Below are 21,383 nucleotides of genomic sequence, written 5' to 3' on the forward strand. Positions count from 1 at the left end.
TCCAACGGGAACCCCGACTCCAACGGAAACTCCGACGCCCACTCCAACGGAAACTCCGACTCCAACTGGAACCCCGACTCCGACGGAAACACCTACTCCTACACCATCGGAAACACCTACTCCTACACCATCGGAAACCCCGACTCCCACGCCATCGGAAACCCCGACTCCCACACCATCGGGAACACCTACTCCCACACCATCGGGAACACCTACTCCCACGCCATCGGAAACGCCTACTCCCACGCCATCGGAAACGCCTACTCCCACGCCATCGGAAACGCCTACTCCCACGCCATCAGGAACACCGACTCCCACGCCATCGGGAACACCGACTCCCACGCCAATGGAAAGCGATTGCATTTGCGATACTATTCCGCAGCCCAATTTCAACCAACCCAATCCAGTTGACAATACTATCAACAGCAATGGTAGCGGTGAAATTCAGTTAGGCAGCGGGGAAAATGATGCTTTTTACGGCAGTCCAAATCAGAACCTTTTCGATGGGGATTTAGGGGACGATAACCTCTATGGCGGTGAAGGAAACGATATCCTTTACGGGAACCGAGGCAATGATTTTATTGACGGTAACAAGGGGAATGATATCCTTTTGGGAGGCAAGAATAATGACATCATTGTTGGTGGTGAAGGTGAAGATATCATTTTAGGCAATCGTGGTAACGATTCCCTAAATGGCAAAGAAGAAAACGACTTAATTTTTGGCAATGAAGGTGCTGATTTTATCCAGGGCGGTAAAGGTAATGATTCTGCATTTGGCGGCAAAGGTAATGATATTGTGTTCGGTGGCAAAGGCAACGATCTTCTGTACGGCAATTTGGGCAGTGATACTATCTGCGGAGGTGCTGGCAATGATTTCTTAAGTGGGAATCAAAGTAGCGATTTGCTGGATGGCTGCGAGGGAAATGACACTATCTTTGGCGGGGCTGGCAGTGACACTCTCATTGGCGGTTTTGGCGATGATATTTTAATCTCAGGTTTGGGGGATGATAGTCTAATTGGAGGCATAGGGAATGACACGTTTGTGTTAGAAAATAACGGCGAATTTGATGTTATTTCTGATTTCACAAAAGGGCTGGATGTGCTACAATATAAAGGCGAAGCAATTGGGAATTTGGCAATAAGTCAAATTCCCGAAGGCACTTTAATTAGTAAAGCAAGTGGGGAACGGTTGGTTCTGTTGGTAGGGGTGGAAGCTAGTACGATCGCACTTAGCGATATCACTTTACTTTAGTTGTTGGTTATTTGTTGGTTATGAGTTAGGAGAAACAAATTACTCATAACCAACAAATAACAAGTAACCAATAACCAATAACCAATAACAACTAATAATTACTGGCTGATCGCCACTCGATCGCGCCCGCCAGACTTAGCTCGATACAATGCCTTATCCGCAGCTTCAATCAACATTTTCGGGGAATTTTGACTTGGCGAAACTGCCGCAACTCCCAAGCTGAGAGTCACAGAATCACTGACAACAGACTTGATGTGAGGAATTGCCAAGGCTTTGACGCGGCTGCGGATTCCCTCAGCAACAGCCTGTGCAGCGACGACATCTGTATTTGGCAAAATTACCGCAAATTCCTCGCCGCCGTACCTAGCAGCCAAATAAAGGCGTTCTGCGGGTGCGTTTGTGCAAGCATCCCCGATCGCCCGCGCCACTTGCTGCAAACAAGCATCCCCGGCTTGGTGGCCGTAATTGTCGTTGTAAAGTTTAAAACAGTCAATGTCGCACAGAATCAAAGATAGCGGTTCCGAAGAGCTCGACTGCTCCCATTCTCGGTTGATCACCTCGTCAAAACGGCGGCGGTTAGCTAGTTGAGTCAGACTGTCCAAATTCGCCAACCCGTCCAACCGCTGGTTGGCCGCAGCTAGCTGCTGGTAAAGTAAAGATTGTTCGATCGCGATCGCAACTTGAGTACCCAACTGACTCAGCAAATCCACATCAAACTGCTGCCACTGGCGGGGTGCCGAACAGTGGTGGGCAATCAGCAAACCCCACAACTTCGGCACTTGACAAGAACCGTTACCTTCCCTCGGTTCTATTCCCTGCTGGACAATCGGCACCACCAAATTTGCCTTCACCTGACAATTCTCCAAAAAATTAAGGTGACACTCGCTCAAATTAGAAGCATGAATATCCTCTATGGCGCGAATGCGACCCTTTAAATACTGTCCGATGTAAGTAGTGGCAAAACAGCAATCGTCAATTCCCATCCCTTTGAGTGGCATCCATCCTTCTGCAACCGACTCCACCACCACATCTCCGTTCCAGTCTGGTCGGAAGCGGAAAATCAGCACGCGATCGGTTACCAAAAACTCCCGCACTTCCGCTACTGTAGTGTTGAGAATATCTTGGAGATCCAGAGAAGAACGGATTCGCGATTGAATCTGCCCGATCAGGCGTTCCCGTTCTATTTGTTGCCGCAGCGCGACTTGGGCTTGCTTACTTTTAGTAATGTCTCGACCTTCCGGCAGCAACAATACTATTTTGCCAGTTTCATCCGCAACGGGTTTGAGAGAAAAATCAACAGTTGCCGTCTGATTTACACCTTGAACTTCCACTTCATAGCGGACAAATTCACCTCTTGCCGATCGAGAAATCGCCTCTTGCAACTGTTCCTGAACTTCCTCAGAATCTCCCCACCAAGGCAATAGCCAAAACGGTTTATTAGCCACATCCCGTAGCTTAATTCCCGCAAAATCTAGAGAAGTTTGGTTAGCTTCCAGCAGAGTGCCGTCCGGTTTCAATAAGCTCACAAATTGGAAAGAAGAATCAAAAATTGCCCGAAAGCGCCTTTGAGAATCTCCCAACATTGCCGTCACCTTTTCGCGAGATGTAATATCGCGGAAGCGCCACACCCTGCCAATAATATTTTGTCCGACTCGAATCGGCTGCGTGTAGCGCTCAAAAGTGCGACCGTCTTTAAATTCTAGAATATCGCAACCTTCCGACTCCGTATCACTATAAAATTCTTTAACTCTCTGCAAAAAAGCTCTCGGATCTTTAACTTGCTTAGTGAGAAAAGCCAGTCGCACCGTTCTATCCATAGAGTTTCTAACTTCTTCATAGATTCCCCACATTTGAACTAACTTTTCGTTATAACTAATCATTTCTCCGGCGGTAGTAACGGCGAGAATGCCATCTGCCGTTGCTTCTAAGGTAGCATGCAGCAAAGACCGCGATCGCTCTAATTCTGCTGCGGTCAATTTCCGTTCTGTGAGGTCTCGGACTGCTTTCACCTGTACTAAACGACCTTCCCAAAATACGAATTTGCTGCGAACGTCAGCAGGAAAAGCAGTTCCATCTCGCTTAAGAAAAATCGTTTCACAGACTGTATTGCTGGCAGCAGAAATCATTTGCGGCGCCTGTTTGTATGATTTCGGCGACAGTAGTTCCAGCAAGCTCATTCCCACCATTTCCGCAGGTTCGTAACCGAAAAGTTGGGCAAAATTACTGCTGACGCTCAAAATTGTGTCGCGGTCAGCCACGGCAACTGCTTCAAAATAAGCTTCGCATTCGAGCAAGCGTGCTGCGGAGTGGCTGCTGCCATTTTCGCCAGAGGAGTAGCTGTTGTTAATTAGCTGTTGCAGTTGCGTATTTGCCGAGTACAAAGCGGTCATGGCTTGCCTGTACATAGCAGTACGTTTCTCGACTTTTTCTGCGAGGCGATCGCGATATTCTCGCAGTTCTCTTTCGACTTTAATTAAATCAGTAATATCTACTGCAAACACGATTACACCAGCGACTTTACCTGTTTCATCGCGGTAAGGTATTTTATCTGTACGCACCCAGCATTTTTGACCAGCAACTGTTGGTAGCAGTTCGACTTGGCCCTGCTTGGGAACGCCAGAATTGATTACTTCCAAATCTTCTAAATAATATTGCTCTGCTTCGTCTGGATAGATTTCATAAAAAGATTTACCTTCTAATTGAGCTGCGGGCAAACCTCTCGATGCAGCGGCGGCTTGATTAATTCGCAGCAGGCGACTTTCGGTATCTTTGAGCCAAATCATCGCCGGCACGGAATCAAAAATAATTTGCTGTTCTTGTTGCTGCAGGCGTAGTTCGGCTTCGGCTTGTTTTCTTTTGATTATTTCTTTTTGCAGTTTTTGGTTAGCTTTTTTGAGCTCAGCAGTACGTCTTTCTACTCTTTCTTCTAGTTGATCGTAGTATTGGGTCAGCAAGTTTTGCTGCTGTTCGTGCCGCATAGCTTCTAATTTTAACTTTTCGCTAGCTGACAAACTTGAGGATACAAAATCTGCTAATATTTGGGTAAATTCGTGTTCTTCTTCAGTCCAATCACCGTCGGCACCCTGGCGTTCGGCGCTGACTATTCCCGCCATTTTACCTGCTAGCACAATCGGTACGTTTAACAGGGAAGTCGTGCCCTGATCGAGCAAATAAAGACCGACAAGTTCTCGCGTTCTGGGGTCATTTTCTGCGGCCACAGTTGCGATCACACTGGCAGATTTTAAAGCTTGAAAATAGGCCGGACAGTCGGCCGCTGTGATGATGATTTGTACGGAATGGAGTTTAGTATTTTGTTCGTAAAGGTCGATGCAGTGAAGCTGCGTTTTGTCTTCGCCATACAGCCAAATACTGGCTCGATCGCAGTTGATAATACTGACAGCGGTTTCTGTTACTTCGCGGATGAAGTCTTCTATATTGTTGCGTTCTTTAAGTTGACTTTTGGCTAATTTTGCGATCGCCAAAGTTGGACTGCGCCAATTTCCTCTTTGGTTGGGCGGCATGGGTGACTGCGAAGCGGCCTTAATTTCTTCGCAAACTAACAGTACAGCCGGCCGTTGAAAATTGGCAATTGAGCGACCATTGGTATTTTCCTCTATTTTCCAATCAACCGCCGGCATTGGGCGCGCGGTTGCTTTTACCCTAATAATCCTGCCGTCTTTGCAAGTCAAGCAGCCTTCCCAACAGGCAATTTTTGGAGTTGGCGTACCGTTTTCCGGCTGGGCCAATCCAGCAAATTCTGCCTGCATTTTGCCTTGCTCTTGGCAGTAAAATATGTTAAAAATTGAATGACAAATTAATTCCTGCGATTTGTAGGCGAGGCGAGACGCACCGAATTGATTGAGCGAAAAAACTCTTCCCAAAGCATCTAGAACGAAGTAAATGCCCGGAAAATTCTCGTAGAGAGTTCCATACCAATCTTGTTCGACTTGTTGGCTGCACGAAAGTTTTGCTATCGCGAACTCGCCGTCCGTGTCGAGCAAGTGAGAATAGTTGGTTTCGGGGTTGCTTGAATTACTTTTTTTAGCAAACACTTTTAGCTTAACTCGACTGTAATTAATTTTACTTTCTGGAATTTAACTTTTTTGTGAAACTAAATTAAACCTGTTGTTTGAAAAAAGTTACAAGTTGTAACAAAAATACCACTTGTCCAGCGTGCTGGTTTTCGCTTCCCCATCCAACCACTGTGTTTCTTGGTAGCTGGTACACGGTCTGCAGACGATATTTCCCGCTAGTTGCAATGCCAGGAGGTTTAGCTGCAATTATCCCGTCTGTACTTTTAGCATCCTAGACAATAAAAAAAACCGACAATCAATGGTTTTAAGTATATATGATAACACTCAAATACCTAGTATTGGGACTGACCTACTTGGGATTCGGTTTGGGATATTTGCCGGGGCTGCGGATGAACCGGGCGGCGGTTGCAATTATCGGGTCAGCTTTTGTGGTGGCTTTGGGGATACTCGACCTGAAAACTGCTTGGGAGGCGATCGACCCCAATACGATGTTTTATGTTGGGAATGACGATCGTGAATATAGTTAATTTGACTGTTTAATAAATATTTGCAATACTTAAGTTAAGTAAATCTTATAATGCACAATCAACCACGGGCTTTAGTCCTATAGTTTATACTTAATCTTGTGCAGCAAATGCTAAGGAGGTAAGAAAGAGTGAGTACCCTAAAACCCGCTGCGAAACCCAGACTTAATTCTGCGTTCAAACAACTGATGTCCTTACACTGGGTGATGTCAGCTTGCTATTTAGTGCTGTTTATTACCGGTACTTCTATGGCTCGATTGCCAGGAGAATTGTTTATTCGAGGCCCCCTTTACGATTTTCACAAATCCGTAGGAGTGCTGACAATGGCTTTACTGACTTGGCGGATTTTAACTCTGCTGAGGGTATGGTGGAAAAAATATACGAAACGCCTGCCAAAGTTTACAAAGGAATGGTACAAAAATTTTGCTCTGCACACAAGTTTGTACGTTTTTATGTGGCTAGTTCCGGTTACTGGTTTCTTGCTTTCTAACTCTTACAAAAGTAACAATGTGAAGTTTTTCGGAATTGTTCTGCCGGATATGTTTCCCCAGAATTCCGCAATGGTTGATCTGGGAAGGAGTTTGCATTTTTGGCTGGCGTACACATTTTTAGCGTTCGCGATTTTGCATATTATAGATCAGAAGAAAGTTGTGAGGGCTAATTGGCGCCGATTGACAAATTTTGTTCGCACTAAGTTCGCAAAGTCCCAAAAGGTTGGATAAATTTGCGATGAGGTACTATATCTCAATTGGTATTGATAAATTTACTGCAAAACTGGCTATTTTCCACGGCGATATTTAGCGCTAGTTGCAATGCCAGCAGGTTTAGCTGCAATTACCCGATCTGTACTTTTAGCATCCCAGACAATGGAAAAAAGCGGCAATCAAGTATTTTAAGTATATATGATAACACTCAAATACCTAGTATTGGGACTGACCTACTTGGGATTCGGTTTGGGATATTTGCCGGGGCTGCGGATGAACCGGGCGGCGGTTGCAATTGTCGGGTCAGGTTTTGCGGTGGCTTTGGGAATACTTAACCTCAAAACTGCTTGGGAGGCGATCGACCCAAATACGATCGTTTTTTTGCTGGGAATGATGGTCGTTAATTCGGCTTTGGGAGCATCGGGTTTTTTTCAACTCGCTTTGGAGTTTTTAACTCGCTTTACTCGTTCTCCTTTCGGCATTATGGTGGCAGTTACTTTTGGCAGTGGCATTTTATCGGCATTTTTTCTCAACGACACTACTGCTATTTTGCTGGCCCCTTTAACGCTGAGTCTGACTCGCTCTTTGTCTCTCAATCCTATCCCTTATCTTTTAGCTTTAGCCGGAGGTACTAATTTAGGTTCAGTGGCGACTGTGAGTGGCAACCCGCAAAATATTCTCGTCGGTTCTTTTTCGGGAATTAGTTATTTGGAATTTGCCCGGTCTCTCGCACCAGTAGCTTTAATTTGTTTGCTGGTTCAAGTAGCTTGGCTGTGGTTGCTTTATCCAGAAGTGCGTTCTTGCAAATCTTTGCCGCAGGTTACTCAAGTCAGGTATCGATTGTTCAAGCCTTTACTAGCAAAAAGTTTGTGGGTGACAGCAGCACTTTTAGTAGCTTTTTTAGCGGGTGCACCTTTAGCAGAATCTGCCTGGATAGCTGCCAGTATATTGTTAATTACTAGGCGCGTCAAGTCCGATCGCATTTTGCAAGGCGTCGATTGGAATTTGCTAGTAATGTTTGCAGGATTGTTTGTGGTGACTAAAGCCACTCAACAACTGGGTTTGTTGGACAATTTAACTAATTTGACTAATACACCGCTGAGTTTGTTGGGAGTTACCGTAATTCTTTCTAACTTAATTTCTAACGTACCGGCGGTGTTAGTTCTGCAATCGGTAATTGTCAAAACAGATACCCAAGCTTGGCTGTTGTTGGCGGCGGGTTCTACTCTGGCGGGGAATTTAACTTTGTTGGGTTCTGTGGCTAATTTGATTGTAGCTGAAGTTGCTGCACGGAAATCAGGCGATCGGCTGACTTTTAAGGAACATTTGCGGTTCGGGCTGCCACTGACTTTCGTTACTTTGGCAATAGCTTATTTTTGGATATAATTCGCAGAGCGATCGACACTACCCTAAGTTTTAGCATTTAACCTGCCAATAATCCCCTCATCTCTTCGCTTCCCCTTCTTCCTTCGCGCCTTCGCGGTTCGCTACAACTCCAAAACTCGCGATTTTCCAAGGATCTATCTTAAATCCTCGCCCTTCGGGCAGCTTTTCCGACAAATTAGCCGCTCGTTCTAACAAATCTACTGGCTCTACAATCTCTAATCCCAAATCACTATTGAATTTTAATACAGCCTCCTTTCCCTCGGATTCGCAACACCGCAAAATCCACACATTAGAATCGTCTTCCGATTGTTTGAAAGCCATCAAAACTAAATTGTCCGCCCACAAATCCAAGAACTTGCCAACTGCGGGTAAACTGTTGTTTCGATTTTCTCCTAACTGCGGCAACACCTTTACTAGCAGCGGCAAATTCAACTCGTACCCGCGCCGAACTGTGCCTGCATCCTGCCAATTTCCGCTATGCGGATACACTGCACAAGTAAATTCGGAAACTCCTACATCTGCTTGTGCATCCGGCCAAGTCGAACCCCGAAGCAATGTCAGCCGAATTCGATTCGGTTGAATGTCGCAACCGTATTTGCAATCGTTAAGCAAACTCACTCCAAAACCGTCATTGCTGATATCAGTCCAGCGCAAAATCGGCACTTCCCATTTGGCTTTTTCGGCTGGTGTTTGCGGTTTAGTTGTGCGTGCGATCGCACCGCCGGGAATTTCGCAAGTTGCAAAATCTGCTTCTACATTTAACCCAAAGACTGCTTTTACTAAAACGTGCTTTTCTTGCCAATCTGCCACTGTCTTGATTTTCAGCAGCGGCGAACCTATTTCTACTATATAATCTTGGCAAAACTCCGATTTGCCAATTTGTCTGACTACGCGTAAACTCTGCCGTATTTCTCCCTGTGCTATCCAGGAAATACCTTTCAGTATCGGCGCTGGTAGTTGATGTTTTTCATAATTTGGGTCTATGTTCCAAGCATCCCAATATTGGCCGCTGTCTTGAAATGCTTGCAGTTGATTGCCGCCTGCTGCATTCAGGACTTCTCGGTTATTTACTTTATCCCAAATACTGGATAAATCCCCGGTTTTGCCGTCAACTGTTGCCCGAATAAATTCATTTTCTAAAACCATTTGTGCGGCTGCAAAAGGCGTTTCTTGACTAACTGTGTTTTTTTGTGCTATACCGTATGTAAGTTTTGATAACTCTATCTTTTTTTCAGTTTCGGGACTCGCGGACGCATTATCCACAGTTTGAGCGTCTTCGCGACACAGCCAAAACACCTGGTAGCCAACGGCGGGGATATTATTTGCCCAGAATAATAGTTTAGATTGCGATTCGAGTCGATCGCCCCTGACAATCTGCGAAGCCAATCGCCGTCGGGAAAAATCGTAAATTTGCCAAGCTGAATCAGCGGCATCGGGAAGCGGTACGGCGACAACCTCAGAGCGCGACCAATTGAGAGTATTGAAAATCAAAATCGGTTGAGCGTCGGGCTGCGGAGGATTCGGCAGAGAAATTTGAGCCGAGAGTGCATCCAAAGATTTTAGCAGGATTTCGCGACAAGTGCGATCGACCTCGGCAAAGGCTAGATTAGCATCCGCATAAACTGGGGCGATCGCAGAACCGGGCAAAATATCGTGAAACTGGTTAAACAAAATTTGTTTCCAAGCTGATTCTAATTCTGATTTCGGATAAACTGCACCAGTACAAATCGTTGCCAGCGAAGACAGCAACTCCGCTTGGTAGAGCAATTCTTCGCAGCGGCGGTTTTGGCGTTTTTGGTCGGCGCGAGTCGTGTAGCAGCCTCGGTGGAATTCTAAATAAAGTTCGTCTTTCCAAACAGGGAGACTGGGGGGAATAGTTTTGAGTTGTGAGATGGAATGATTTGCATCCGAAATTGCCGACAAGTTTGACAATTCTCGCGCCTGTAAATTCTCCTGGTTGTCCGATTCTGGAACATAGCTTTCGGACTTAGTTGCCGTAACTTCCGGCAAAAACTGACTCTCAATCAAAGACAAATAATCAACCGCTTTCGCAAACTCCAACTTCGGGAAAAAAGGCGACATTTTCCAGCGTTTCGCCACCTCCAACATATCACGAGTCGGGCCACCGCCGTGGTCGCCAACCCCAGGCAACCAAAGACCATCTTGCAAACCAGTTTTAACTTGCCAGTCAAAAGCATAACTTGCCATTTTCACAGATTCTATGCCTTCACCAATTGGAGCAGACATCATGCTAAATATTTTAGTACCGTCCAACCCTTCCCACCAAAACGCACCGTGGGGAAATTCCGTTGTATCGTTCCAACGCAACTTTTGCGTCACAAAATAATCAACTCCACCTTGCCGCAAAATCTGAGGTAATTGCCACCCAAAACCGAAAGTATCCGGTAGCCAAGCTACCCGCATCAATTCTCCAAATTTTTCTTTTGCATAACGCTGTCCGTAAAAAACTTGCCGCACCATTGATTCAGCGGAAATCAAGTTTAAATCAGGTTCTACCCACATCCCGCCGACAACTTCCCAGCAACCCGCCGCCACCTGTTTTTTAATCGCAGCAAATAAGTCCGGCCGATGTTCTTCCATCCAAGCATAAAGGGCCGGAGTAGAATGACAGAAAATCAAATCGGGAAACTCCGATTGCAATTTCAATACCGACTCAAAAGTTCGCTTTGCTGCTTCCCAAGTTTCCGGGACAGGCCACAGCCAAGCTAAGTCTAAATGAGCGTGACCGACCAAATAGATTTTACCTGTATATATAGATGTCAGCTCGCCGCTTTCTCCTATATATATAGATGTAGCATTGCCATTTTCTTCAACCTCCGAAACTTCCTCTCTTCTTCCTCCCTCTGCGCCCTCTGCGCCCTCTGTGGTTCCCTCATCTAAATCCCCTGAAAAAGCCCGCAGATATCCCAGTAAATTGTGCCGCAAAACAGACAGCGAGCGATCGAACTTTTCGCGATCGCCCACCGCCGACCAATCAATCAAATCCATCGCCAAATCAATCTCAGATTTCAGCGTTTCCCCCTTGACAAACAGTGGGCGACTTGCTATTGTTTCAGTGGAGAGGTATTGGCAATTTAAATTTTCTAAATTTCGACTTAGCGAATTTTGCAAAATCTCTAATTCGGCAGCCACAAAACCCGGATCGAAACAAGAAGAGTCAGCAGCTTCGTACAAACAAATCGATCGTACTAAAGCACCGTTATCGTGACCCGGACTTACCAACCGCAAAATAACTAAAAATTCATCTCCGGGATTTGCCGACGAACTCAACAAAACTCGATCGGCAAAATCAAATAAATCTCCCTGTCCGACTAACTCGCCGTTGACAAAAATTTGAGCATCTTCTGCCCACCAAGTCAAACCCAGCAGCAACCGCAAACCAACCACAGGATAGCCGTGCAAATTGTCAGGAATTACAAATTGCTGACCCAAATACAAAACTTGCTTCCCAGACGGCCAAGCAATATGTCCTTTGGCGTTAAGTTCGGCAATCGGCTTGTTACAAATATTTACTGAAGAGACAGCAGAGTCAGAATCGCAGAACCTCCAACCAGACTGAACCTCCACTTGACTGAGGCGACGCAACTTTTCGACAGTGGCAGAAATATTGTTGCTAGTAGGTGACACAGAAGCGCTCATATTTCGCTAAAATAGGAATTGTGTATTAATCAAAGATCGGATTGAACCGCGAAGACGTGAAGGACGCGAAGAAATAAAGGTTTCAGAGGGTTTGAAGCTGCGATTATGATCTCGCTTTGATTTTACAGCAATATTCAGCAGTTCCGGCGCGAATCAAAAATCTGAATTCAATAATTAAACTTATGTCCAACGGTTACTACGGCCCATACCAAAGCCGGCTATTAAATTTTATATCGAAACAGTCCCGCCAAGTCGCTGACAATTGCGATCGAACTTGGCGTCAAATTAAAGAAGCAACTCTCACCGCCACCCAAATTCTGCTTTATCCTGCTTATTTGCTGGTGCAAAGTTCCCGACTGCTAGGCCGACAGTTGCGGGAATCAAGTCAAAAAGTAGATTTACCTGAACTGCAAGAATTTGTCGGCGACGAAAATCCCGATGGGCAACAAAATTGGTATCAGGGGGAAACTTCCGACGAAAGTTCGATCACCGAAATTTTGCACCTCGCCGAAAATTTACTAAACTCGTCGCAAACCGCGAAAACTTTAGCCACCTTCCCGCTGTTAATTAATCAGGGAAATTCTGCTAGCGATTTACATCCGGCAATCAATTTTAGCGGACAAATCACAAAGCATCAAACAACTTCCGTCTTAGAACACCCGCTGGCTAAAACTGAATTAAAACCGCAACCCAAAGTTGAGGGAATTGCCAGTTTTATCCCAGCCCGCACTTTAGTATTGGTCGGAAGGGAAAATCAGATATTAGATATTTTGACACCCCAACAGCAGGAACTGCTAGAAGGTCGCATAACTTGGGAAGTAGCCAACTGCGGGCCCGAACGCCGGGAAATTACTCAAAAAGAATTAAAATTTAATCTCGGTTTGGAGTCGGCGGCCAAAAAAGCGCAGTTGCCGCCGATGCGTCGTTTTTGGGAATTGATGGCATGGCTTCAGACAAGCCCGGTTGCTTTGAAAAGAAATCAGTTTGGAGAATCAATCCTCGCAGTTAAAAAATCGATCGACCGCAATTCAATCCTAGTCCAAAAAGCCCGCGCGCAGATTGAAGCAAAAACCGCACTGCAGTCTATTGCGGCATCGAATTTGATCGACCACAATACCCCAAAACTAGAAACTAATTTTAACAGCAAGTTTGATCGACCCCCTACTCCTCTCTCCTTTGTTACATTACTCGATCGCGCCGCCGTCAACCTCGAAGAATTAACCCTACCGCCAGCGCTAAAAACAACCGCCGCACCAACAGAAATCCCCGGAGTAAAAATTAATACATCTGGCACAGACGCCAATTTAGATTTTTCCGCCCGCGAAATCCTGGAAAAATACGCGCGAAACATCGAAGGAATTATTTGGTCGTCAGTAGACCATCTCCTAGGCAAAGAAACAGCAGCTAGTGATAATACGGAGAAGTCCCTCTCAATTAAGTATTATTTGCAACAGCTCCAAGAAGAAAAAAACACGCAAAAAAGCCTAGAGGTCGATCGACCGTGGCTGAACTGGCAAGACTTATTCGGAGAAGCAGCACCGCAGCATTTAATCGACGGCAGTTCCGAACCAGAGGCAGCAGCTCAAAGCGTTATCGCACAAGCTAGCCCAAAAGTCAAGCGGGAATTTGCAGAAGTAGGAGAATTGCCCGAAGGTCGATCGACCGCAGTCTCAATCTCCCCTTACCCCGAAGCACTTCACCGCCTGCTGGGGCAGCTAAAACAGAGCTTGCTGACAAAAAGCTCAAAAAGTCAACCCCAACCAGCATCGGATTTATCTGATTTAGCAGTTACTCAAAAAAATAGCTCTGCACTCGCAGCAGAATCAACCCCAGGGCGCGCGCCGCAAACCCAAGTGCCAAAAAACACAAACCCGAACACCCGACAAAACAACCAATCCCCAGCAGCAATCACCGCGCAAACCCACAGATACACCCCCGCAACCCCCGCCGCAGCCGAACCCAAAAATCCCAGCTCCGGCGTCCAACCCGAGGGCGAATACTTAGAAACAAAAGCAGAATCGATGGGATACATTAAGCACCCGCTAGAACAAGTGCTCGAATGGCTCGATCGAGTCATGCTGCGGCTAGAAAACATCGCCGAGCAACTATGGAATTGGGCAAAAATCAACTTGCCAAAAATCCTCAAAAGCAAAGATAAAATTGACTAATCTTTAGCTTATGATAAAAAAGTTGCTGCAACAGCAGCAAATCAGCTCAGTATTATGCCATCTTTGGAGACTCCCACAGTGCTAACCCTCAAAATCGTAGTTAATGTAGTTGTTTTATTTTTTGTTTCCCTGTTCATATTTGGATTTTTGTCCAATGACCCAGCCCGGAACCCCAACCGCAGAGACATGGAATAAACAAGTTATCCCGCCCGCTGGCTGGGGGGTACGCCACCGCAGCCCCCCAGCTAGCCCGCAAACCCGCAAAAATTAGTCGAACAAAACTTGACCTCGCACCAGCAGCGAGGTTATCTTGTGGCGAAAGCAAGTTCTCAAATCAGCCATCTTTCGGCGCGCCAAAGCCACTGCAAATTTTAGATGTCAGATTAATGTCTAAACAGTTGCCTTTTAGATGCAAAAATTTTCAATAATTTGCACCCTATAAAATCTAAAATCTAAAATCTAAAATCTAAAATCGGATGACTTACCTGTTATAACTATGCCCTATCCGGTACCGCCGCCAGAACCCCCTGGCATCATCTACATCGCAAAGCCAAAAAAAGTCGCCCTCACTGTCGCGGCAGGCGATGGAGACACCCTCCGCAACCCCGCAGAAATACCGGAACCAAGCCCAGATATCGTTCAGCCAGAACCCACACCGGCCCCAAAAGAACCCGCAGCCACACTCCTCGGCACTACCCCAGCCACCGACCAGCCTCCAGAAATCGCCGACCCCCTAGCGGAAGTGGAAAGCGGCGACGCAGTTCTGGGATTTCAGCGTCAGGCACCTGTGGGAGAACCCGAAACTGCGGAAACTCCGAAAGATTCCTCGTTTACTGCTTACCAATTGGGTTCGGTAGAAAATGCCATTGCCATTCGGAATCGGGAACGAACCGCAGAGGCGCAGAGAAAACAGGAGAGGAATGTTGTCGCAAAGCAGGAAAGTTGGTATCAGGCCCAAGGCCGGCAGTTAGAAGATAACTCTCCCCAACCTGCTGAAATTCCCGTTCCCGAACCCGCGCTAGAACCAGCACCCAGCGAGCAACAGCAGTTCGACATTCCCACACCAGGAACTGCCCCCGCACCCAGAACACCCGCTGCGCCGACACCGAAACCTAAACCAGCCGCGCCGGGAGTCCGCACCGCGCCTTCTCAGCGGACGGTGCCTTTTCCGGTGACTCCGGCCGATACTATTGAAGTTAAGGCTGACAGCCAAGAATTCGACGACAAGCAGCAAATTGTGACGGCGGTTGGTAATGTCGTTGTGCGGTTCCGGCAAACTGTGATTGATGCCGATCGAGCGATCGTCAACTTAGTCACCCGCCAAGTGGTAGCATCCGGCAATGTCGCCTATACCCGCGGCCAACAAGTAGTGCGCGGCCAGCGGATGGAGTTCAATCTCGGTCTCAACGCCGGCGCAGTCGAACAAGCCAGGGGCGAAATATTCCTGCCCGCAGCAGGTAGCGAATTGACGCCCACACTGCCGACGGATATCAGTGCCGGGACGATTCTCGAACAGCCGCTGAGCGATCGAATTACCAGCCAGCAGCCCCTGCGCGGAGTCAAATCCCCCGGCGCTGCTACAGTGACTCTCGGTGGCGGCGGACAGCTAGCAGCCCCCCAAGTGACCGGCGCCGTCAACCGCGTCCGCTTTGAAGCAGAACGCATCGAACTGCTGCCAGACGGCGCGAGGGTAGCAACCAACATTCGGCTTACTAACGATCCGTTTTCCCCGCCGGAATTTGAATACAGGGCCCGGAGGGCGACGATTAGAAGGATTTCGCCCACGGCAGAGGAATTGGTCACAACTCAACCCCGCTTGGTGTTCGACAACCGGGTGAAAATACCCGTGTATCCCCGCAGGCAAGTGTTTGACAGCCGGCAGCAAAACGGCCCGTGTTTGACCTTTGGCTACGACGGAGGCGAACGCGGCGGTTTGTATGCGGAGTGCGGTTTTGAGGTGTTGCGAAACGGGCCGGTGCGGCTGACCCTGACGCCCCAAATTTACCTTCAGCGGGTCGTGGCAGAGCACGGGGGCAATCCGTTTTCTCCCGATAGCTACGGGCTGAAAGCGAGGTTGGGCGCTAGTCTCGGCCCGCGCACCAGGCTGGACGGATCGGCAATATTTCTGAGTTTGGAAGATTTCCCGAATTTGCCGGAAAACAGCTTTCGGGGCAATTTGCGCCTGCGACAGTTGATCGGCACTCACACTCTGGCAGCAGAATACAGTTATCGCGATCGACTGTTTAACGGTTCTCTGGGCTATCAAACCGTGCAGAGCAGCCTCGGGGCAGTCCTCACTTCCCCAGTCATCCCACTTGGAGGCACTGGCATCAATCTCAGCTACCAAGCTGGGTATCAATTTATCAATGCTGACACCGATCGAGCAGAGTTGCTCGAACCAGTGCGGGAAAACAACCGCGTCGATCTGGGCCGTTCCCAAGTCAGCTTCGCCTTAAGCCGCGGCTTCAACCTGTGGGAGGGCGAACCGCTGCCCCGCACTCCCACCCAGGGTTTGAGGTATACGCGGACGCCGGTAGTTCCTTTCTTGCAACTGGCCTTGGGACTCCGGGGAGTTGGCACTTATTACAGCAGTGGCGACAGACAAAATTCCCTCGCCGGCAGCGTCGGCATTCAAGGGCAGTTCGGTCATTTCTCCCGCCCTTTCCTCGATTACACTGGGTTTAACGTGACTTATACCCAGGTGGGACGGGACGGTATATCGCCGTTTTTATTCGATCGCTTAGTAGATTTGAGAGTCCTGTCTTTTGGGCTTGTCCAGCAAGTTTACGGAGGGTTTCGAGTTGGATTTCAAAGTGCTATTAATTTAGAAAGCGGGGAAACAATCAGTACGAATTACACTTTAGAATACAGTCGCCGCAGTTACGCAATCATTTTGCGTTTTAATCCTGAGCGTCAAGTCGGCAGCCTGACTTTTAGAGTTAGCGACTTCAACTGGAATGGGACTCCCGAACCTTTTTCCGGGGACGCGCGAACTGTAGAAGGAGGCGTGCGTTTATCCGATTAATTCAATTGGCTAATTGGGCATTGGTCATTGGGCATTGGGAATTGGTAAGGGGGAATTGAGAATAGGTAATAGGTAATGGGGAATTGGTAATTGGGTAATTGGAACCAACAGTCAACAGTCAACAGATAACAGTCAACAGTCAACAGATAACAGTCAACAGTCAACAGACAACAAATGACAGAAGTGACGGCAATATCTGCACAAGCAGCGGCTCTGCTGGTTCACTACGGTTTTGACCTAGGTGGCAAAAAAGCCGAGAAATTGGCGGGTGAATGGCTGACCAAGTATCCCGGCTATTGGCTGCGTTTAGCAGTGGTTGAAGCGCTTTATCAAGGGCGCTACAAGGCTGTTTCTGTGGGACAGCTATTGAGTATGTGGCATCGGATAGGTCAACCTCTCTATCATTTCAATCGCGAGTTTGAACGCTTGGTATGCAATAATTTTCCTCAAAATTTAACCGGGGAAAGTGCTGATCAACTGTCACCGGAAGATATACTTTTATCAAACCAGGAATCGGAAGTAACTGCCGCAGAGTTAGAGTGGCGTGGGCCGTCAGAGGCGCAACTTGATGTGGCACTTCATGCAGAAGTCCCAAACACAGAGGCAGAGGAAACAGGAAAATTACCCGCAGCGGACGATCGCACAAAAGAAAATACAGAATTTGTAGTATATGAAGATGTGGCTGTTACCGCCCTCGCCGATCGAGCCGAAGCTGAGCACAAATTAGCAGACAAACCTGTGGCAAAATCATTCCCAGTTGTCAAACACACAGATTTTCACACCAAGTTAAAAGCCATTGCCAGAGAAGGCCGAAGAAAGAAGGGAGAAAGCAGAAATAGAGTGTAAACTTTGAGAACTAGATAGTTATTTGTCACTCTTCACTTTTGGGACTGACTCCCATCCGAATTTCCGAACAAAAAGATGCTTGTTCGGTACCGTTAGCTTGCTTAACAACGCTCGTCCGCAGTCGCAAATTGGGCATGAGATACCACAGCCTTTCTTCTGCATGGAGGGTGTCTGATTCTGTAATCAATGTCAGCACGTCGTCGCCCATCACGTAGCGACTGTTACCCTTATCTTGCAACACTTTGCCTTCGCTGGGATTGTCGGGATTAGGTACGATCGCTAGTATTGTAGAACCGATTTGTTTAGCTTTGTCGCGATCGGGAATACCTTCCCAACTAATCCGAACGCTGGTTAGCTTAGTTGAGGCCGGGTTAATCGAGTGTTGTTGGCAAAGTTTGACGACTGCTGCATCGCTAGCTGTCAGTATTTCTATGTTGAGGTCGGATTTACCCGCCTGCAATTCCCCAGAATTGAGATTGTGTACGGTACGCTGAGAAAACCATTTACCCGCACTTAACTCGAAAAACTCGATAACATCCATGAAATTTGTCTCTAAAGTCAATACTGCTTTATTTGCGATCGTGACTTGCGCGCTATGGAGTCAGAAACCCGGTTTCTTCCTACGTACCTAGCGGTCAAACCAATGATTTTGTCTAGAAACCCGGTTTAAGAGTGCAAGTCCTTTTCTATATTTTAGAGGAAGGGGGCGCACCTGCAAAGCTTTCTGAGAGCTTTGGGTGAAACAGATTGCAGATGCCGTTGAGGTAGCAAACCCAACCAGGGGGACATCTGCCTCGCTGATGCGGCCGACTTGAGAGAAAATTAGATCATCCGCCATCATGTTTCGTTATAAAAAGTTTTTTTCGCACTTTAAATAGGATTGCGATACCTAAAAATTATTAGGTTTGACAGTGTTGATCGATCGACCATCATCGCCCAAATACCAGCTATGTTAAGAAAAACAACGATATATGTGAGCTTTTGTCGCTCGATCGGTAAATTGGGCGTTGCTGAGTTGAATTATATTGGCGGCGATTTATTGTAATCGCACTGCTTGAAAATTCTCCAAGCAGACTTCGACTAAAAAACAAGCAATTCATCCAACCATCACCAAACCGAGGACAGCAAGCCCATAGCACATAGCATTCAAATATGTCATGCTAAGTCTAAGAGAAAAGATTCTCGATCGGCTTTTCGGTAGGGTGCAGCTAGCGTATACATTTAAAAAACACATCCGTAAATTTATGACCGAGTTTAAACAAGGGCTGGATAAAATGAAGCCCGCAGAACAGACGCACTACCTGGGAATCCTGCCAAGTCAGCTAGCAGCAGCTTCAGACTCCGAAAAATTATACAGCTTACTAACAGATTACACTTTTATTAAAGCCAAGCTGTCAGCATCGGAAGTACAGGCGCTAATAGAAGATTACGATTTAGCAACAAGTTCCGATATTATTATCTCAGAGCAAAAAGCCGACCAACTCAAATTAATCCAAGAAGCAATTCGGCTGTCTGCCCACATTCTAGCCACAGATAAAAGCCAACTAGCGACCCAACTAATAGCCCGCTTGATGTGCTTTGAAAGTCCAGATATTCAAGCACTGCTAGCACAGGCACAACACCAAACAACCCCCTGGCTGCGACCGCTAACGCCCAGCTTTACTCCTCCCGGCGGGAGATTATTGCGTACCCTCACCGGACATACAGACTGGGTACAAGCTGTAGCAATCACCCCGGACGGCAAGCGGGCAATTTCTGCCTCCTCTGACCACAATCTCAAAATTTGGCACTTAGAAACAGGAGAAGAACTTGCCACCCTCAAAGGTCATCTTACCTACGTCAATGCTGTAGCTGTCACCCCCGATGGCACTAAAGTAATTTCCGGTTCTTGGGACAATACTATTAAAATTTGGGGTTTAGAAACTGGACAAGAAATATTTACTTTTGCCGGCGATACTTTTGCCGTAGAAGCAGTAGCAGTAACTCCCGACGGCAAGCGAGTAATTTCAGGTTCTTGGGATGGCAGTATTAAAGTTTGGGATTTGACAAGCAGGGAAGTAATTTTTAACTTTAAAGGTCACAGCAGTTTTGTCCAGTCCGTAGCAGTAAGTCCTGATAGCAAACGGTTGATTTCCGGGTCGGGAGACAACAGCATGAAAGTCTGGAACCTAGAAACCGGAAAAGAACTTTTTACTCTCATCGGTCATGAAGACTGGGTAAAAAGTGTAGCAGTTACTCCGGACGGCGAAAAAATAATTTCCGGCAGTTACGACGGAACTGTTCAAGTCTGGAGTTTGTCAGAAAGAAAGCAACTTTTCACTTTAGGAAAACACAGCAGTTTCGTTCAAGCTGTGGCAGTCAGTCCCGACGGCAAACGAGTAATTTCGGCTTCCGGCGACAAAACGCTAAAAGTTTGGAATCTGGGAACAAAAGAAGAACTTTTCACTTTTACCAATCACATCGCCCCAGTGAATGCTGTGGCTGTTACCCCCGACGGTCAGCGGATAGTTTCTGGTTCCTCGGACAAAACTCTCAAAGTTTGGCACTTAGAAACAGGCAAAGAAAATTTATCATTTGCAGGTCACGATGACTGGGTAAATGCTGTAGCAGTGACGCCGGACGGTACGAAAGCAATTTCCGGTTCAGGAGACAACAGCATTAAAGTCTGGAATCTCAAAAACGGACAGGAAATTTTTACTATTTCGGGACATCAAGATTGGGTAAAAGCGATCGCAATCACACCGGATAGCAAGCGAGTAGTTTCGGGTTCCGGCGACAAAACTGTGAAAGTTTGGAATATAGAAACCGGAAAGGAAATCTTTACTTTCACTGGTCATACAGACTGGGTAAATTCTGTGGCAGTGACGGCAGACGGAACGATGGCTATTTCCGGTTCGGGAGACAAAACTATTAAAGTTTGGAATCTAGAAACAGGAGAGGAACTTTTTACTTTTTCAGGTCATGAGGACGGGATAAAAGCTGTGGCAGTTACCCCCAACAGCAAGCGGGTTATTTCGGCTTCCGGCGACAAAACTCTGAAAGTTTGGAGTTTGGGGAAAGAAAAGAATATTTTGGCAATTTTATGGAATTTAGCCGTCAAAAATCTACTTTTCACTCTCAAAGGTCATGAGAGTTTTGTGAATGCTGTGGCAGTTACGGCGGATGGCAAATGGGCGATTTCAGGAGGGCGGGAACACAATTTGAAAGTTTGGGATTTGTCAGGTAGAAAAGAAGTTTTTACTTTGGCAGGTCATGCTGATGCGGTAACATCTCTGGCGACTATGGGAACCAAGGCAATTTCTGTTTCGGACGATAATACTCTCAAAGTTTGGGATTTGTTAAGTCGAGAAGTAATTGCTAGTTTCAGGGGAGATAGTGCTTTGAAAGCTTGCGCTGTTGCACCTGATGGGGTGACAATCGTAGTGGCGGAAGCTTCGGGACAGGTGCATTTTTTGAGGTTAGAAGAGGGGAAATAGTCATTGTGCCGATCGCACTTTTGCTAAAATTTAAAAGTGCGATCGCTCTTTTCCCACATCTAGTTTACAATTGTTCCGGGTCAATTCCCATCGCTCGCAGTCTTTCTGCCAGTACAGCAGCCCGCTCTTCGGCTTGTTCTGCACGCTCTTCGGCTTGTTCCAAGTGGCGAGAAACCTCCTCATAACTTCTAAACAGTTCGCTCTCAGGGCGATAAATTTGCAACTCTTCACCTTGTTCCAAGTGGCGAGAAACCTCCTCATAACTTCTAAACAGTTCGCTCTCAGGGCGATAAATTTGCAACTCTTCA

The 21,383-nt window shown here is 46.9% G+C and carries 13 protein-coding genes and 1 pseudogene; 9 read left to right on the top strand and 5 right to left on the bottom strand.

Annotation, left to right across the window (positions count from 1 at the left end; genetic code table 11):
- Window positions 1–363: hypothetical protein (locus tag QUB25_RS11580; protein WP_333183426.1), on the bottom strand; the 363-nt coding region annotated here is incomplete at its 3' end.
- Between QUB25_RS11580 and QUB25_RS11585 the strand changes: the two genes are divergently transcribed.
- On the top strand, window positions 347–1,252 hold the full coding sequence (locus QUB25_RS11585) for a calcium-binding protein (protein WP_333183427.1): 906 nt from the start codon (window positions 347–349) through the stop codon (window positions 1,250–1,252). The two genes, QUB25_RS11580 and QUB25_RS11585, sit on opposite strands and share 17 nt — an antisense overlap.
- A 98-nt stretch (window positions 1,253–1,350) precedes the next feature.
- Here the strand turns inward: QUB25_RS11585 and QUB25_RS11590 are convergent, their stop codons facing one another.
- Window positions 1,351–5,304, bottom strand: coding sequence for a PAS domain S-box protein (locus QUB25_RS11590; RefSeq protein ID WP_333183428.1), 3,954 nt, complete (start codon window positions 5,302–5,304; stop codon window positions 1,351–1,353).
- A gap of 296 nt (window positions 5,305–5,600) precedes the next feature.
- Between QUB25_RS11590 and QUB25_RS11595 the strand changes: the two genes are divergently transcribed.
- From QUB25_RS11595 to QUB25_RS11605, 3 genes are all read left to right on the top strand, one after another.
- Entirely contained in the window at window positions 5,601–5,813 is a 213-nt protein-coding gene (locus QUB25_RS11595) for a hypothetical protein (protein ID WP_333183429.1), read from the top strand.
- A 128-nt stretch (window positions 5,814–5,941) separates the two neighbouring features.
- Window positions 5,942–6,532: a cytochrome b gene (locus QUB25_RS11600; RefSeq protein ID WP_333183430.1), complete on the top strand. Its 591-nt coding sequence runs from the start codon at window positions 5,942–5,944 to the stop codon at window positions 6,530–6,532.
- 180 nt (window positions 6,533–6,712) lie between these two features.
- On the top strand, window positions 6,713–7,900 hold the full coding sequence (locus QUB25_RS11605) for an anion transporter (RefSeq protein WP_333041162.1): 1,188 nt from the start codon (window positions 6,713–6,715) through the stop codon (window positions 7,898–7,900).
- 57 nt (window positions 7,901–7,957) lie between these two features.
- On the opposite strand, the gene QUB25_RS11610 is transcribed toward QUB25_RS11605, so the two are convergent.
- A complete protein-coding gene (locus QUB25_RS11610; RefSeq protein WP_333183431.1) occupies window positions 7,958–11,560 on the bottom strand; it encodes an alpha-mannosidase in 3,603 nt (1,200 codons plus the stop codon).
- 182 nt (window positions 11,561–11,742) lie between these two features.
- Here QUB25_RS11610 and QUB25_RS11615 point away from each other — a divergent pair, with 182 nt between their 5' ends.
- The 4 genes from QUB25_RS11615 to QUB25_RS11630 all read left to right on the top strand — a co-directional run bounded on the left by QUB25_RS11615 (window position 11,743) and on the right by QUB25_RS11630 (window position 17,599).
- Window positions 11,743–13,728, top strand: coding sequence for a hypothetical protein (locus QUB25_RS11615; RefSeq protein WP_333183432.1), 1,986 nt, complete (start codon window positions 11,743–11,745; stop codon window positions 13,726–13,728).
- A 78-nt stretch (window positions 13,729–13,806) separates the two neighbouring features.
- Entirely contained in the window at window positions 13,807–13,923 is a 117-nt protein-coding gene (locus tag QUB25_RS11620) for a photosystem II reaction center protein I (RefSeq protein WP_039887172.1), read from the top strand.
- Window positions 13,924–14,224: 301 nt separating this feature from the next.
- Window positions 14,225–16,753: a DUF3769 domain-containing protein gene (locus tag QUB25_RS11625; RefSeq protein WP_333183433.1), complete on the top strand. Its 2,529-nt coding sequence runs from the start codon at window positions 14,225–14,227 to the stop codon at window positions 16,751–16,753.
- 174 nt (window positions 16,754–16,927) lie between these two features.
- Window positions 16,928–17,599 (top strand): hypothetical protein, encoded by a 672-nt coding sequence (locus tag QUB25_RS11630; RefSeq protein WP_333041158.1) that lies wholly within the window; start codon window positions 16,928–16,930, stop codon window positions 17,597–17,599.
- Window positions 17,600–17,624: 25 nt separating this feature from the next.
- Here the strand turns inward: QUB25_RS11630 and QUB25_RS11635 are convergent, their stop codons facing one another.
- Window positions 17,625–18,140 (bottom strand): phycobiliprotein lyase, encoded by a 516-nt coding sequence (locus QUB25_RS11635; protein ID WP_333183434.1) that lies wholly within the window; start codon window positions 18,138–18,140, stop codon window positions 17,625–17,627.
- 616 nt (window positions 18,141–18,756) lie between these two features.
- On the opposite strand from QUB25_RS11635, the gene QUB25_RS11640 reads away from it, so the two are divergent.
- Complete coding sequence (locus QUB25_RS11640) at window positions 18,757–21,075, top strand: beta-propeller domain-containing protein (protein ID WP_333183435.1); 2,319 nt, start codon at window positions 18,757–18,759, stop codon at window positions 21,073–21,075.
- A 64-nt stretch (window positions 21,076–21,139) separates the two neighbouring features.
- Here QUB25_RS11640 and QUB25_RS11645 read toward each other — a convergent pair.
- Window positions 21,140–21,383: pseudogene (locus QUB25_RS11645) on the bottom strand (Uma2 family endonuclease); the annotation flags it as partial.

This window comes from Microcoleus sp. B3-D7 (genome assembly GCF_036705305.1).
Taxonomy (GTDB): domain Bacteria; phylum Cyanobacteriota; class Cyanobacteriia; order Cyanobacteriales; family Microcoleaceae; genus Microcoleus.

Excerpts from the sequence above, each read along its gene's own strand:
- QUB25_RS11585 (WP_333183427.1), top strand. The coding sequence starts at position 347 with ATGGAAAGCGATTGCATTTGCGATACTATTCCGCAGCCCAATTTCAAC.
- QUB25_RS11595 (WP_333183429.1), top strand. The coding sequence starts at position 5,601 with ATGATAACACTCAAATACCTAGTATTGGGACTGACCTACTTGGGATTC.
- QUB25_RS11605 (WP_333041162.1), top strand. The coding sequence starts at position 6,713 with ATGATAACACTCAAATACCTAGTATTGGGACTGACCTACTTGGGATTC.
- QUB25_RS11610 (WP_333183431.1), bottom strand. The coding sequence starts at position 11,560 with ATGAGCGCTTCTGTGTCACCTACTAGCAACAATATTTCTGCCACTGTC.
- QUB25_RS11615 (WP_333183432.1), top strand. The coding sequence starts at position 11,743 with ATGTCCAACGGTTACTACGGCCCATACCAAAGCCGGCTATTAAATTTT.
- QUB25_RS11625 (WP_333183433.1), top strand. The coding sequence starts at position 14,225 with ATGCCCTATCCGGTACCGCCGCCAGAACCCCCTGGCATCATCTACATC.
- QUB25_RS11630 (WP_333041158.1), top strand. The coding sequence starts at position 16,928 with ATGACAGAAGTGACGGCAATATCTGCACAAGCAGCGGCTCTGCTGGTT.
- QUB25_RS11635 (WP_333183434.1), bottom strand. The coding sequence starts at position 18,140 with ATGGATGTTATCGAGTTTTTCGAGTTAAGTGCGGGTAAATGGTTTTCT.
- QUB25_RS11640 (WP_333183435.1), top strand. The coding sequence starts at position 18,757 with ATGCTAAGTCTAAGAGAAAAGATTCTCGATCGGCTTTTCGGTAGGGTG.